Source organism: Streptomyces boninensis (assembly GCF_048572725.1).
Lineage (GTDB): Bacteria > Actinomycetota > Actinomycetes > Streptomycetales > Streptomycetaceae > Streptomyces > Streptomyces boninensis.
In genome coordinates, this window is the sequence record NZ_CP183837.1 from 6,677,386 (window position 1) to 6,691,283 (window position 13,898).

At 69.8% G+C, this 13,898-nt stretch carries 10 protein-coding genes; 4 read left to right on the forward strand and 6 right to left on the reverse strand.

Going from position 1 to position 13,898, the window contains the following annotated elements:
* The first annotated feature begins 246 nt into the window (after nt 1-246).
* Genes ACNNMR_RS30705 through ACNNMR_RS30715 form a run of 3 tightly spaced genes read left to right on the forward strand, consistent with a single transcriptional unit; the run spans nt 247 to nt 3,349 of the window.
* Nucleotides 247-1,575, forward strand: a complete 1,329-nt coding sequence (locus ACNNMR_RS30705) for an extracellular solute-binding protein (protein WP_420000537.1) — start codon at nt 247-249, stop codon at nt 1,573-1,575.
* 9 nt (nt 1,576-1,584) lie between these two features.
* Nucleotides 1,585-2,523 carry a carbohydrate ABC transporter permease gene (locus ACNNMR_RS30710; protein ID WP_419997935.1) on the forward strand — a complete coding sequence of 313 codons (939 nt, stop codon included), beginning with the start codon at nt 1,585-1,587 and terminating at the stop codon, nt 2,521-2,523.
* Between the two features lies 1 nt (nt 2,524).
* Nucleotides 2,525-3,349: a carbohydrate ABC transporter permease gene (locus ACNNMR_RS30715; RefSeq protein ID WP_419997936.1), complete on the forward strand. Its 825-nt coding sequence runs from the start codon at nt 2,525-2,527 to the stop codon at nt 3,347-3,349.
* Here ACNNMR_RS30715 and ACNNMR_RS30720 read toward each other — a convergent pair.
* Together ACNNMR_RS30720 and ACNNMR_RS30725 are read right to left on the reverse strand one after the other, a co-directional pair.
* Complete coding sequence (locus tag ACNNMR_RS30720) at nt 3,346-4,254, reverse strand: serine hydrolase (RefSeq protein ID WP_419997937.1); 909 nt, start codon at nt 4,252-4,254, stop codon at nt 3,346-3,348. The genes ACNNMR_RS30715 and ACNNMR_RS30720 overlap by 4 nt on opposite strands.
* Complete coding sequence (locus ACNNMR_RS30725; RefSeq protein ID WP_419997938.1) at nt 4,251-5,147, reverse strand: LysR family transcriptional regulator; 897 nt, start codon at nt 5,145-5,147, stop codon at nt 4,251-4,253. Before ACNNMR_RS30725 ends, ACNNMR_RS30720 begins: the two co-directional genes overlap by 4 nt.
* Nucleotides 5,148-5,230: 83 nt before the next feature.
* On the opposite strand from ACNNMR_RS30725, the gene bla reads away from it, so the two are divergent.
* Entirely contained in the window at nt 5,231-6,154 is a 924-nt protein-coding gene (gene bla, locus ACNNMR_RS30730; protein ID WP_419997939.1) for a class A beta-lactamase, read from the forward strand.
* Here the strand turns inward: bla and glgB are convergent.
* Genes glgB through ACNNMR_RS30750 form a run of 4 tightly spaced genes read right to left on the reverse strand, consistent with a single transcriptional unit; the run spans nt 6,151 to nt 13,748 of the window.
* On the reverse strand, nt 6,151-8,580 hold the full coding sequence (glgB, locus tag ACNNMR_RS30735) for a 1,4-alpha-glucan branching enzyme (protein ID WP_419997940.1): 2,430 nt from the start codon (nt 8,578-8,580) through the stop codon (nt 6,151-6,153). The two genes, bla and glgB, sit on opposite strands and share 4 nt — an antisense overlap.
* A gap of 22 nt (nt 8,581-8,602) precedes the next feature.
* Nucleotides 8,603-10,030, reverse strand: coding sequence for a maltokinase N-terminal cap-like domain-containing protein (locus ACNNMR_RS30740; RefSeq protein ID WP_420000538.1), 1,428 nt, complete (start codon nt 10,028-10,030; stop codon nt 8,603-8,605).
* A 29-nt stretch (nt 10,031-10,059) separates the two neighbouring features.
* Nucleotides 10,060-11,772, reverse strand: coding sequence for a maltose alpha-D-glucosyltransferase (gene treS, locus ACNNMR_RS30745; RefSeq protein ID WP_420000539.1), 1,713 nt, complete (start codon nt 11,770-11,772; stop codon nt 10,060-10,062).
* The gene (locus tag ACNNMR_RS30750; RefSeq protein WP_419997941.1) at nt 11,769-13,748 is read right to left on the reverse strand and encodes an alpha-1,4-glucan--maltose-1-phosphate maltosyltransferase; all 1,980 of its coding nucleotides are present in this window, start codon (nt 13,746-13,748) and stop codon (nt 11,769-11,771) included. Before ACNNMR_RS30750 ends, treS begins: the two co-directional genes overlap by 4 nt.
* Nucleotides 13,749-13,898 lie beyond the last annotated feature (150 nt).

Consider the following 13,898-nt stretch of genomic DNA (forward strand, 5'->3'; position numbering starts at 1 on the left):
CTGCCTCCTTGACGGCTCTGTCATCGGGGGGAAGTTCGGGGCGACTCTGCCCTTCCTCGTGACGGGCGTCACCCTTGTGTTCATTGCGTTCGCGTAAAGGCGGCGGGACGGGACAGCAATAACAACGTTGTCACGTCACTTCCAGGCCATTGACCGGACATCATCACAGCCTTACGTTCGCCGCATCTCTCCAGCGCTGCCCAGGAGGTCCTTCCCGTGCGACGACGCCGTACCCTCCCCCTGCTCATGACCGCGGCCGTGGCCGCCACGACCCTTGCCGCGTGCGGGCAGGGCTCCGGCAGTGACCCGGACACGGTCGAGATCCAGTTCAAGCAGTCGACCGACAACAAGGTCAAGGTCGCCGACAACTTCCTGGCCGACGTCAAGAAGCAGTTCGAGAAGAAGTATCCGGGCAAAAAGGTCAAACTGGTGCCGATCAAGGCGCCGGACTCGGAGTACTACACCAAGCTGCAGCAGATGCTCAGGTCGCCGAAGACCGCGCCCGATCTGGTCTACGAGGACACCTTCCTCATCAACTCGGACATTACGAGCGGGTATCTGCGGCCGCTCGACAAGTACCTCGACAAGTGGAAGGACTGGGACCAGTTCATCGACACCGCCAAGACGGCGGCGAAGGCCGAGGACGGCAAGACGTACGGCATCCCGGACGGCACCGACACCCGCGGGCTGTGGTTCGACAAGGCGATCCTGAAGAAGGCCGGACTGCCGGAGGACTGGCAGCCCAAGAACTGGGACGAGATCCTCGACGCCGCCCGTACGATCAAGAAGAAGGTCCCGGGCGTCATCCCGCTGAACGTCTACACCGGCAAGCCCGCCGGTGAGATGGCCACCATGCAGGGCTTCGAGATGCTCCTGTACGGGACGGGCGAGGACCCGCTCTACGACCCCGCCGCCAAGAAGTGGGTGGCCGGCGGCAAGGGCTTCAAGGACGCGCTGCAGTTCGTCGAGACGGTCTACAAGGAGAAGCTCGGGCCCGATGTGTCCGACGCCTCCGACCCGAACATCGGCACCCGGATGCGCAACGAGTTCATGCGCAAGGGCAAGGTCGGGATCAACCTCGACGGCTCCTGGCTGCCGCAGGACTGGAGCGAGGGCAAAGAGACCGAGTGGAAGGGCTGGGACAAGAAGCTCGGCCTCGCGTACATGCCGACGCAGGACGGCTCCAAGCCCGGCCGCGTCTCCATGTCCGGCGGCTGGACCTGGGCGATCCCGCAGAAGGCCGACAACCCGGACCTGGCCTGGAAGTTCGCCAGCCTGGCGATGAACAAGGCCAATTCGCAGAAGTGGTACATCACCAACTCCGGCATCGCCGTCCGCAAGGACGTCGCCGCCGACCCGGCGTACTCGAAGGGCAACGCGAGCACGAAGTTCTTCACCGACCTGGTCCCGTACACCTACTACCGGCCCGCCTACCCCGCGTACCCGAAGGTCTCCACCGCCATCCAGGAGGCGATGGGCGCGGTCACGAACGGCGACAAGTCGGTCGCGGACGCCGCCAAGGACTACGACGAACAGCTGGATTCCGTCACGGACGGCAAGGTCGTCAAGAAGTAAGGAACGTCTGTGACCACCGCACCTCCCGCATCGCCGGGCGGCGTCGTCAAGGCGCCGCCCGGCCCCGGCCGCCCGTCCTCCCGGCCGGGCGTCCTCCGCTCGCTGGTACGGGCGCTGCCCGTCTCACCGGCCGTCATCCTGCTGCTGCTCTTCCTCGCCGGGCCGATCGGCTACTGCGTCTATATCGCCTTCACGGACCTGCAGCTGACCGGCCAGGCCCAGGAGAGCTTCGTCGGCCTGGAGAACTTCAGGGACGCCTTCGCCGACGACGACTTCATGAACGCCGTGTGGATGACGCTGGTGTTCACCGTCGTGTCGGCGCTGATCGGGCAGAACACGCTGGGCCTCGGCCTGGCCCTGCTGATGCAGAAGGCGTCGAAGCCGATCCGTACGCTCACCGGCGCCGTCGTCATCTCCGCCTGGGTGCTGCCCGAGGTGGTGGCGGGCTTCCTGCTCTACGCCTTCTTCCGCAAGGAAGGCACCCTCAACGCCATCCTCGACTTCCTCCATCTGGGATCCCAGAACTGGCTGTACACGCTGCCGATCCTGGCGGTCTCCTTCGCCAACGTGTGGCGCGGCACGGCCTTTTCGATGCTGGTCTACTCGGCCGCGCTCAATGAGATCCCCTCGGAGATCACCGAGGCCGCGCAGGTGGACGGCGCGGGCGGCTGGCGGCGGCTGTGGCACATCACGCTGCCGATGATCCGCCGCTCGATCGGCACCAACCTGATGCTGATCACGCTGCAGACGCTGAGCGTCTTCGGCCTGATCTGGGTGATGACGCGCGGCGGGCCCGGGACCAAGTCCCAGACGCTGCCGCTGTTCATGTACGAGCAGGCCATCCAGAATTCCATGATCGGGTACGGCACCGCCGTGGCGCTGCTGCTGCTGGTCTTCGGCTCGCTGTTCTCGCTGGTCTATATGCGCCTGCTGCGCGAGGAGGTCTGACATGGCCGCACGGACCAGCCGCCGGCTGGCGGCCGACGCCGGACTGCTCGTGGTGATCCTCGCCTTCATCCTGCCGCTCGCCTGGGTGGTGCTGTCGTCCATCGACCCCAAGGCCGACCTGAAGGTGAAGCTGCCGGACGGCTTCACCTTCGACAACTACAGCGAGGTCCTCAAGCCCGACATCACCTTCACGCCGCTGCTCAACAGCCTGATCCTGTGCGGCGGGGCGACGCTGGTGACGGTGGTCTGCTCGATGCTGGCGGCGTATCCGCTGTCGCGCTACAAGACGCGCCTGAACCGCCCGTTCATGCTGACGATCCTCTTCTCCTCGTGCCTGCCGATCACGGCGATCATGGTGCCGGTCTACGCCATGTACGTACAGGTGAACCTGATCGACACCATGCTCGGCACGATCCTCTTCTTCGCGGTCAGCCAGCTGCCCTTCGGGATCTGGCTGATGAAGAACTTTATGGACGGCGTCCCCAAGTCCCTGGAGGAGGCGGCCTGGACGGACGGCGCCTCGACCATGCAGTCGCTGGTACGGGTCGTGCTGCCGCTGATGGGCCCCGGCGTCGCGGTGGTGACGGTCTTCTCCTTCGTCATGATGTGGGGCAACTTCTTCGTGCCCTTCATGCTGCTGCTCAGCCCGGAGTACATGCCGGCGTCGGTCGCGATCAACGACTTCTTCGGCAACAAGGGCACGGTGGTCTACGGGCAGCTGGCCGCCTTCTCGATGCTCTACTCGACCCCGGCGGTGCTGCTGTACGTGCTGGTGTCGCGGAAGCTGGGCGGCGGCTTCGCGCTGAGCGGGGCCGTAAAGGGCTAAAGCTGACGCAGGTGGTCGCGGAGGGCGCGCGCCACCCGGGCCATCAGCGCCTCCGCCGCCGGCTGGAGCGCGGCGGGGACGCGGGATTCGGTGAGCGCGGCGACCGCGTAGGCCTGGCCGTCGGCGTGCTCGACCACGCCGATCTCGTGGCGGAGGTTGAGCAGGGTGCCGGTCTTCGACGACCAGGTGCTGGCGTCGGAGGCGAAGTCCGGCGCCAGGCGGTGGCGCAGCACGTTGTGCGCCATGAGCGTACGGACCCGCTCCGCGGTCGCGGGGTGGATGGCGGACGGCGTCCACAGCGCCTGGAGTAGGTCGGTCCAGGCGCGGGCGCTGCCCGTGTTCGTACGGGCGTTGTCGAGCTGGCGGACGGCGTGGCCGCGGCCTTCGGTGCCGGCGTCCACGGCCAGGGTCAGGGCCAGCCGGCCCTCCGTGTCGTGGTGGTCGAGGTGTTCCGCCGGGGTGTCGGTGAGGTCGCTCATGGTGTGCCGGAGGGTGATGCCGTGCAGGCCGTACTCCCGCAGCAGCCGGTTGACCTCGGCGGGCGGGGTGAGGCCGAAGAGGGCGTCGGCGGCGGTGCCGTCGCTGATGCAGGTGCTGAGGTAGATCAGGTCGTCGACGGCTATGCGGGCCGGGTGGCGGAAGCGGGCGAGCCCGGTGGGGCCTGGGGTGGTGATGCGGCCCGGCGGCACCTCGACCGGGGCGGCGCCGTCGAGTTCGCCGCGGCGGATGCGCTCGATGGTGGCCAGGGCGAGCGGGACCTTGATGAGGGAGGCGGCGGGGAGCTGGGTGTCGGGGTCGATGCTCACCTCCTGGCCGGTGTGCAGGTCGCGGACGAGGTAGCTGCCGCGGAGGCCGCCGTCGGCGAGCTGTTCGCGGAGGCGGTGCTGGAGGGCCTGGGCGTTCATGCGGCCGGTCCGCGGGAGGCGGCGGGCTCCGTGCCCAGGCACCGGGCGATGGCGTCGTGCAGCCGGGTCTGCAGGGGCTGCGGGTTGCTGTGGTCGGCGGTGATCAGGGCATAGCCGCGGGCCAGGGGGAGCTCGCCGAGGGGGCGCCAGTCGAGGCCCAGCTCGCGGGCCTGGGGCGGTGAGCACAGCAGCAGGTCGCGGGAGCCGAGGACTTCGGCGGCGGCGGTGGCGAGGTCGGGTGCGGTGGCCAGCTGCGCGGGCTGCAGTCCCGCGGCGTCGCGGAGGCGGACCAGCGGATCCCTGATGTGCGGCACGTCGTCCTCGGGCTGCAGCCATATCCGGCGGGGCGGCGCTTCGCTGCCGCGGCCCGGGCGCAGGCTGTCAAGGTGTACGCGCCGCACGCCCGGGTCGTGGTCCCCCGCGAGGCCGAGCGGCAGCGTCCAGGCCGCCTCGTCCGGCGGCACGGCCTGCAGGGCGGCCCGTACCTGCTGGGTGTGCAGCAGCTCGGTGCGCCCGGCCGGGGCGGCGGGGCGCACCTCCAGGGCGACGCCCAGCGTCCGGGCGTCGGCGACCAGCCGGGCGAGGGCGGCGGTCGGATGGATCGCGGGTACGGCGAGCCGCCAGGGCCGGCGGCCGGCGATCCGGGCCTCGTGCTCCAGCGCGTCGGCGGCCTCCAGCAGGCGGCGGGCGGCCGGGAGCAGATCGCGGCCGAACGCGGTGAGCTCGGGGCGGCGCGCGGTGCGCTCGAAGAGCGGCTGCTGCAGGCGCTGTTCCAGAGCTGCGATGCGGCGGCTGGCGACCGGCTGCGACAGGCCCGCGGCGGCGGCGCCGACCGTAAAGCTCTCGCGCGTGCTGACGCTGACGAAGGCGCGGCAGGCTCCGACGAGGTCCATGAGCAGAGTGTATGCGCAAAGTGCATCGAATGGCCCATGGCCGTATTGGACAGCATGACTCCTGGTCCGCAGCATGGCTCGGTATGCGACGACTCACGCATCACCTCATCGCGGCCGTGCTCGTGGTGTTCCCGGTCGCGGCGTGCGGGGACAGCGGCGACACCAAGGCCGAAGGCGACCGGCCCTCGCCGACTCCCTCCGCGTCCAAGGGCGCGGAGCAGCTCGGGGCGAAGGAATTCAAGAAGCTTGAGCGGGACTACGAAGCCCGTCTCGGGGTGTACGCCATCGACACCGGGACCGGCAAGGAGGTGGCGTACCGCGAGGGGGAGCGGTTCGCGTACGCCTCGACCTTCAAGGCGCTGGCCGCCGGGGCGGTGCTGAAGCAGCGGAAGATGGGCGGCCTGGACAAGAAGATCACGTACTCGAAGAGCGATCTGATCGAGAACTCCCCGGTGACCGAGAAGCATGTGGCCGATGGCATGACCGTGGGCGAGCTGTGCGACGCGGCCGTCCGCTACAGCGACAACGCCGCCGCCAACCTGCTCCTCGAAGAGGAACTCGGCGGTCCCGCGGGACTGCAGGCCGACCTGCGGGCCGCCGGTGACAAGGTGACGCGGATGAAATACGCGGAACCCGAGCTCAGCGTCTGGAAGCCCGGCCAGGTCCGCGACACCAGCACCCCGCAGGCGATGGCCCGCAGCCTGCGCGCCTTCGTCCTCGGCGACGAGCTGCGCAAGCCGGAGCGGGCGCAGCTCACCGAGTGGCTCCGCAAGAACCAGACCGGCGACAAGGTGATCAGGGCCGGCGTGCCCGAGGACTGGAAGGTCGGCGACAAGACCGGCACGGCCGCCACCTACGGCGGCCGCAACGACATCGCCGTCGTCTGGCGCCCCGACGCCGCGCCCCTGGTCATGGCGGTCCTGTCCAACCGCACCGACCCGGACGCGGAGCCCGCGGACAAGCTGATCGCGGACGCCGCATCCGTGGTCGCGGACGAGATGGGCTAGACCGGCCGCAGCCACACCGTCGCAAGGGGCGGCAGGGTCAGGGCGATCGACGTCGGCCGCCCGTGCGAGCCGACGTGCTCCGTCTTGACCGGGTCAGGCGTCGTGACGCCGCTGCCGCCCCAGCGCTCGTCGTCGGTATTGAGGATCTCCTGCCAGGCGGAGAAGTGATCAGGGGTCCCCAGCCGGTATTCATTGCGTACGACGGGCGAGAAGTTGGAGACGCACAGCAGCGGCGGGGTGCCGTCCGCGCCGAAGCGCAGAAACGCCAGCACGTCGTCCTCCGCCGCCCCGCCCTCCACCCACGCGAAGCCCTCCGGGACCGTGTCCTGCTCCCACAGCGCCGGGGTCGTCCGGTACGCCGCGTTCAGCTCGCGCACCAGGTCGCGGACGCCCCGGTGGTCGGGCTCTGCCCCGTACGACGGGTCGAGCAGCCACCAGTCGGGGCCGTGGCTCTCCGCCCACTCCGCGCCCTGCGCGAACTCCTGGCCCATGAAGAGCAGCTGCTTGCCCGGGTGGGACCACATGAAGCCCAGATAGGCGCGGTGGTTGGCGCGCTGCTGCCACCAGTCGCCGGGCATCTTGGAGACGAGGGAGCGCTTGCCGTGGACGACCTCGTCGTGCGAGATGGGCAGGACGTAGTTCTCGCTGTACGCGTAGACCATGGAGAAGGTCATTTCCCCGTGGTGGTACTTGCGGTGTATCGGCTCGTGCGCCATGTAGCCGAGCGAGTCGTGCATCCAGCCCATGTTCCACTTCAGGCCGAAGCCGAGGCCGCCGAAGCCGGATTCGCCGACGTGGTGGGTGGCGCGGGTGACGCCGTCCCAGGCCGTGGACTCCTCGGCGACGGTGACGACGCCGGGGCAGCGGCGGTAGACGGTGGCGTTCATCTCCTGGAGGAAGGCCACGGCGTCGAGGTTCTCGCGACCGCCGTGGATATTCGGCGTCCATTCGCCGGCCTCGCGCGAGTAGTCGAGGTAGAGCATCGAGGCGACGGCGTCGACCCGGAGGCCGTCGATGTGGAATTCCTCGCACCAGTAGAGCGCGTTGGCGACCAAGAAGTTGCGCACCTCGGTACGGCCGTAGTCGAACTCCAGCGTCCCCCAGTCGGGGTGCGCCGCCCGCGCCGGGTCCTCGTGCTCGTACAGCGGCCGGCCGTCGAACTCGGCGAGCGCCCAGTCGTCGCGCGGGAAGTGCGCCGGGACCCAGTCCATCAGGACGCCGATGCCCTCCTGGTGGAGGGTGTCGATCAGATACCGGAAGTCGTCGGGGGTGCCGAGACGGGCGGTCGGGGCGTAGAAGCCGGTGACCTGATAGCCCCAGGAGCCGCCGAAGGGGTGCTCGGCGACCGGCATCAGCTCGACATGGGTGAAGCCGAGATCTTTTACGTATCCGGGGAGCTGCTCGGCGAGCTGCCGGTAGGTCAGCCCAGGCCGCCAGGACGGGAGATGGACCTCGTAGACGGAGAAGGGCGCCTGGTGGACCGGCCGGTCGGCGCGCCGGCCGATCCAGTCGGCGTCGCCCCACTCGTACGCGGACGAGGTCACGACGGACGCGGTGTCCGGCGGCGTCTCGGTGCGCCGGGCCATCGGATCGGCCCGCAGCGTCTTGCCGCCGTCCGCCTTGGTGATCTCGAACTTGTACAGATCCCCGTCGCCGATGCCCGGCACGAACAGCTCCCAGATCCCGGAGGACCCGAGCGAGCGCATCGGATAGGCGGTGCCGTCCCAGTAGTTGAAGCTCCCGGCAATGCGCACCCCCCGCGCATTGGGCGCCCAGACGGCGAACCGCGTCCCGGCGACCCCGTCCACGGTCGTCGGATGCGCCCCGAGCGCCCGCCACAGCTCTTCGTGCCGCCCCTCACGGATGAGGTGCAGGTCGAGCTCGCCGAGGGTGGGGGCGCAGCGGTACGGGTCGGCGGTCTCGACGATGTCGTCGGCGCCGTAGGTGATGCGGAGCTGGTAGTCGGGGATGGTGCGCTTACGGAGGAGGAGGACGGAGAAGAGGCCGTGTCCGTCGTCCTGCAAGGCCACCGTCTGCGCGGGCCGCCCCTTGGGCCGCACGACCACCGACACCGCCTGCGCATACGGCCGCAGCGTACGGATGACCACGCCACCGGGCACCGGATGGGCGCCGAGCAGCGCATGCGGATCGTGATGCGCCCCGGCGAGCAGCCGCGCCCGGTCGGCCGCGGAGAGCGGCGGCGCCTGGGCTGTGTCGGCCGACTTCTCGGTCGCCCGCCGCGCCGCGGCCACCCGCGCGTTGGCGGAACGCTTCCCACCACGAGCAGCCCCGCTGGGCCGCTCGCCCGCGCGGGCCTCCGGCACCGCCGGATCCCCGGGCGCACGCTCGGGGCCGCCGGCGGCGGCGTCGCTCCGGACCGGCGGGTCCTCTTGCGCGGGAGCGCGGTGTGCGGGGCGTTCTGGCACGGTGGTGCCTCCTCGTTGGGGTTCAGTCGTGGGGGGTCGGTGGGGTGGCGAGGCGGCGGACCGCGGCCATGGGGACGTCAAGCCAGTCCGGGCGGTGGCGGGCCTCGTACAGGACCTCGTAGACGGCCTTGTCCGTCTCGTACGCCCGCAGCAGCGCGGCGTCACCGCGCGGATCTGCCTCCGCGGCGTCCGCGTACCCCGCGCAGTACGCCGCCGACGACCGCGCCGCCCACGCCGCCTGCTCGGCGAGCGACCAGCCCGCCTCGGACCCGCCCGTACGGGACGCGTAGTCGAAGGACCGCAGCATCCCGGCCACATCCCGCGCCGGCGGCTGCGGACGCCGCCGCTCGGCGAGCGGCCGGGCGGGCTCGCCCTCGAAGTCGATCAGCGACCAGCCGGACCCGGTCCGCAGCGCCTGCCCCAGGTGCAGATCGCCATGGATGCGCTGGGCGGGCCAGCTGCCGCCGGCCCGGCTGAGCTCGGCAAGCTCGTCATACGCACAGGCAAGCGCCGCCCGGTACGCCGCAAGCCCCGGCACCGCCACCGACGTCGACTCCAGCCGCTCCGCCATCAACTCCGTCAGATGCTCTATCTGCACCCGCCGCAGCACCGTCACCGGCAGCGCCGCGGCCAGCGCCGTATGCACCTCGGCGGTCGCCCGCCCCAGCGACCGCGCCTCGGCGGCGAAGTCGCGGCCTGCCGCGATGGAGTCGAGCGCCAGCTGCCAGCCGTCCGTGGACCCGGCGAGGAACGGCTGCAGCACCCCCAGCGTCGCGGGCCCGCCATCGGTCCCGTCCTCGCCGGTCAGCGCCGTCGTCTCGAACCACGCGACCGGCGGCGGCACGTTGGTGTTCCCGGCCCGCGCCAGCGCCAGCGGCAGCTCCAGGTCGGGGTTCACCCCCGCGTACACCCGGCGGAAGACCTTGAGGATCAGCGCGTCCCCGTACACGACGGACGAATTCGACTGCTCGGCCTGCAATATCCGCGCCGGCAGCCGCGGATCGATCACCGCGCCCGGCGCCCGCGAGAACGCCAGCGGCCCGAGCCGCCCCGGCAGCCGCAGCCGCTCCAGCAGCACGGCCGCCAGCCGCGGGTCCTGCAGCGCGTCGTACACCGCCTGCCCGTGCAGCGGCCCGTCCTCGGGCGTGCCGATCAGCGCGTCCGAGAGCCGCGCGGGCAGCGCGGGGCGGCTGCCGATCAGCAGCTGGTAGCAGTCCGTTACGGGCCCGGGCTGACGCACCCTGAGCAGCAGGTGCACCAGCCCCGGGGCTGAGCTGCCGGGCGGCAGCAGTTCGGTCGCGGAGACCGGCTCCATGCCCGTGATCGCCCGGTCCTTCCCCGCGAACCACCGCCTGCCGGGCAGCCACGCCGCCAGCAGCGGGGCGAGCGAGGCGAAGAGCGCGCGGTCAGGGGCGGTGCGCGGCCGGGTGACGGCAGCGGATTCCGGCATGGATTCGCGGGTGCCCCTCGCGCTCATCATCACTCCTGCCGCAGCCGGAACCAGTAGAAGCCGTGCCCTGCCAGCGTCAGCAGGTACGGCAGCTCCCCGATCGCCGGGAAGCGCACCCCGCCCATCAGCTCCACCGGGTAGCGGCCCGCGTACGCGCGCAGGTCGAGCTCGGTGGGCTGGGCGTGGCGGGAGAAGTTGGACACGCACAGCACCAGGTCGTCGGTGCCGTCGTCGTCCGGCGGCGCCTCCCGGAGGAAGGCGAGGACGGCCGGGTTGGAGGAGTTCAGCTCGTGGTACGAGCCGAGGCCGAAGGCGCGGTTCTGCTTGCGCACCTCGATCATGCGACGGGTCCAGTGCAGCAGCGAGGACGGCGACGACATGGCCGCCTCGACGTTGGTGACCTGGTAGCCGTAGACCGGATCCATGATCGTGGGGAGGTAGAGCCGTCCCGGGTCGCTGGAGGAGAAGCCGGCGTTGCGGTCGGGCGTCCACTGCATCGGCGTACGGACGGCGTCCCGGTCGCCGAGCCAGATGTTGTCGCCCATGCCGATCTCATCGCCGTAATAGAGAATCGGGGTGCCGGGCAGCGACAGCAGCAGGGCCGTGAACAGCTCGATCTGATTGCGGTCGTTGTCCAGCAGCGGCGCCAGCCGCCGCCGGATGCCGATATTGGCGCGCATCCGCGGGTCCTTGGCGTACTCCGCGTACATGTAGTCGCGCTCTTCGTCCGTGACCATTTCGAGGGTGAGCTCGTCGTGGTTGCGCAGGAAGATGCCCCACTGGCAGCCGGAAGGAATGGCGGGCGTCTTGGCGAGAATCTCCGAGACGGGATACCTGGACTCCCGCCGCACCGCCATGAAGATCCGCGGCATGACGGGGAAGTGGAACGCCATATGGCACTCGTCCCCGCCACTCGCGAAGTCCCCGAAGTAGTCGACGACATCCTCCGGCCACTGATTGGCCTCGGCCAGCAGCACCGTGTCGGGGTACTGGGCGTCGACCTCCTTGCGGACGCGCTTCAGGAACTCGTGCGAGGCCGGGAGGTTCTCGCAGTTGGTGCCCTCCTGGGCGTACAGATACGGCACCGCGTCCAGGCGATAGCCGTCGATGCCCAGGTCCAGCCAGAAGCGGATGGCGGCCAGGATCTCCTCCTGGACGGCCGGATTCTCGAAATTCAGATCCGGCTGGTGGGAGAAGAAGCGATGCCAGTAGTACTGCTTGCGCACCGGATCGAAGGTCCAGTTGGACGACTCCGTGTCGACGAAGATGATCCGCGCGTCCTGATACTGCTTGTCATCATCAGCCCAGACGTAATAGTCGCCGTACGGCCCGTCCGGATCGCTCCGCGACTCCTGGAACCACGGATGCTGATCGCTCGTGTGGTTCATGACGAAGTCGATGATCACGCGCATGCCGCGCTGGTGGGCCGCGTCCACGAACTCCACGAAGTCCGCCAGGTCGCCGAAGTCCGGCAGCACGGCGGTGTAGTTGGACACGTCGTATCCGCCGTCGCGCAGCGGCGACTGGAAGAACGGCGGCAGCCACAGGCAGTCCACGCCGAGCCACTGCAGATAGTCCAGCTTGGCGGTGATGCCCTTGAGGTCGCCGATGCCATCGCCATTGCTGTCCTGGAAGGAGCGGACCAGCACCTCGTAGAAGACGGCCCGCTTGAACCAGTCCGGGTCCCGGTCGCGCGCCGGGGTGTCCTCGAAGGTGTCGGGCACGGGGTCGTTGACGGTCATCGGCACGCTCGCATGGTGAGGATGTGGGCGGGGGCGGGGGGCTGCTGCGGGTCGAGCCGCACGTAGTTGTCCCGGCCCCAGGAGTACGTGGCGCCGGTGAGCTCGTCGCGCACCGACAGGGGCTCGCTGCCCGCCTCCTGGCCGAGGCTTGCGCCGAGCTCCGCCAGGTCCAACGACACGGTGGTCTCGTGGGTGTGGTGCGGGTCGAGGTTGACCACCGTGATCACGACGTCGTCGCCTTCGCGCTTGGAGTAGGCGAGGATCTGATCGTTGTCGGTGCGGTGGAAGCGCAGCGAGCGCAGGTTCTGCAGCGCCGGGTGGCGACGGCGCAGCCGGTTGAGCGCGGTGATGAGCGGGGTGAGCCCGTCGGTCTCGCCCTTGGCCCAGTCGCGGGGCCGCAGCTGGTACTTCTCGGAGTCCAGGTATTCCTCGCTCCCGGGCCGCACCGGAGTGCCCTCGCACAGCTCAAAGCCGGCATAGACGCCCCAGGTGGGGGAGAGGGTGGCGGCGAGCACGGCCCGTACGGCAAAAGCAGGAGGGCCACCGTGCTGCAGATAGGCATGCAGAATATCCGGCGTATTGACGAAGAAATTCGGCCGCATATAGGAAGCGGCATCGCCGGACAGCTCGCTCAGATAGTCGATCAGCTCCTGCTTCGCGTTCCGCCAGGTGAAATACGTATACGACTGCTGGAAGCCGATCTTTCCAAGCGTGTGCATCATCGCCGGCCGGGTGAAGGCCTCGGCGAGGAAGATGACATCGGGATCGGTGCCGTTGATGTCGGCGATCACCTGCTCCCAGAAGACCACCGGCTTGGTGTGCGGATTGTCGACGCGGAAGATCCGTACGCCGTGATCCATCCAGTGCCGCAGCACCCGCAGCGTCTCGCGCACGATGCCGTCGAAGTCGGCGTCGAAGGCGACCGGATAAATGTCCTGGTACTTTTTCGGCGGATTCTCGGCGTACGCGATCGACCCGTCCGGCCGGTGATGGAACCACTCCGGATGCTTGCCGACCCACGGATGATCGGGCGAACACTGCAGCGCGAAGTCGAGCGCCACCTCCATGCGCAGCCCGCGCGCCGTCTCCACGAAATGATCGAAGTCATCGAGGCTGCCCAGATCCGGATGGATCGCATCGTGCCCGCCCGCCGCCGAGCCGATGGCCCAGGGGGAGCCCGGGTCGTACGGGCCGGGGGAGAGGGAGTTGTTGGGGCCCTTCCGGTACGAGGACCCGATGGGGTGGACGGGCGGCAGATACACCACGTCGAAGCCCATGGCCGCTACGGCCGGCAGCCGCTCGGCGGCGGTCCGCAGGGTGCCCGAGACCGGCGGCGCGCCCTCCTCGACGACCGCGCCCTCGGAGCGGGGGAAGAGCTCGTACCACGACCCGTACAACGCCCGCTGCCGCTCCACGAGAAGCCGGACCGGCTCGGCGGCGGTGACGAGTTCACGTAAGGGATGCCTGGAGAGCACGTCGAGGAGGTGCGGATCAAGGGCGGCCGCAAGCCGCTCGGCGACGGGCCAGTCAGGATCACGCAGAGCATCGACAACCCGCAGCACGGCCTCCCGCTCGCCGCCCTTGGGCACCCCGGCCGCCGCCCGCTCGTGCAGCAGCGCGCCTTCCTCGCATACGACATCGGTGTCGATGCCCGCCGGGATCTTGATTTTGGCGTGGTGGCGCCAGGTGGCGACGGGGTCGCCCCAGGCCTCGACGGTGAAGGACCACAGGCCCTCGGCGTCCGGGGTGACGTCGGCGCCCCACCGGTCGGTTCCCGGGGCGAGTTCGCGCATCGGCGTCCACGGTCCTGGCCGGCCGGACGGGTCGGTCAGCACCACGTTGGCCGCCACGGCGTCGTGCCCTTCGCGGAACACGGTCGCCGTGACCTGGAATGTCTCCCCCGCCACCGCCTTCGCGGGGCGGCGCCCGCAGTCGACGGCGGGACGGACGTCCAGGACCGGGATCCGGCCGATCATGTGATCACCTGCAGAAGGACGTTGGGGATCCGGGCATGCGAAGGCGCCCGGTTGGGACCTTGTGGTGCGTTTTGTACTGCGGCTCTGCGCTAGTTGTATCTGCTCAGCAGACGAATGCCGGGGCATGGGCATGGCCGCTCCTGCGCGCGT

Coding starts and splice junctions, on each gene's coding strand:
- ACNNMR_RS30705 (WP_420000537.1), top strand. CDS start 247: ATGACCGCGGCCGTGGCCGCCACGACCCTTGCCGCGTGCGGGCAGGGC.
- ACNNMR_RS30715 (WP_419997936.1), top strand. CDS start 2,525: ATGGCCGCACGGACCAGCCGCCGGCTGGCGGCCGACGCCGGACTGCTC.
- ACNNMR_RS30720 (WP_419997937.1), bottom strand. CDS start 4,254: ATGAACGCCCAGGCCCTCCAGCACCGCCTCCGCGAACAGCTCGCCGAC.
- ACNNMR_RS30725 (WP_419997938.1), bottom strand. CDS start 5,147: ATGGACCTCGTCGGAGCCTGCCGCGCCTTCGTCAGCGTCAGCACGCGC.
- bla (WP_419997939.1), top strand. CDS start 5,231: ATGCGACGACTCACGCATCACCTCATCGCGGCCGTGCTCGTGGTGTTC.
- ACNNMR_RS30740 (WP_420000538.1), bottom strand. CDS start 10,030: ATGCCGGAATCCGCTGCCGTCACCCGGCCGCGCACCGCCCCTGACCGC.
- treS (WP_420000539.1), bottom strand. CDS start 11,772: ATGACCGTCAACGACCCCGTGCCCGACACCTTCGAGGACACCCCGGCG.
- ACNNMR_RS30750 (WP_419997941.1), bottom strand. CDS start 13,748: ATGATCGGCCGGATCCCGGTCCTGGACGTCCGTCCCGCCGTCGACTGC.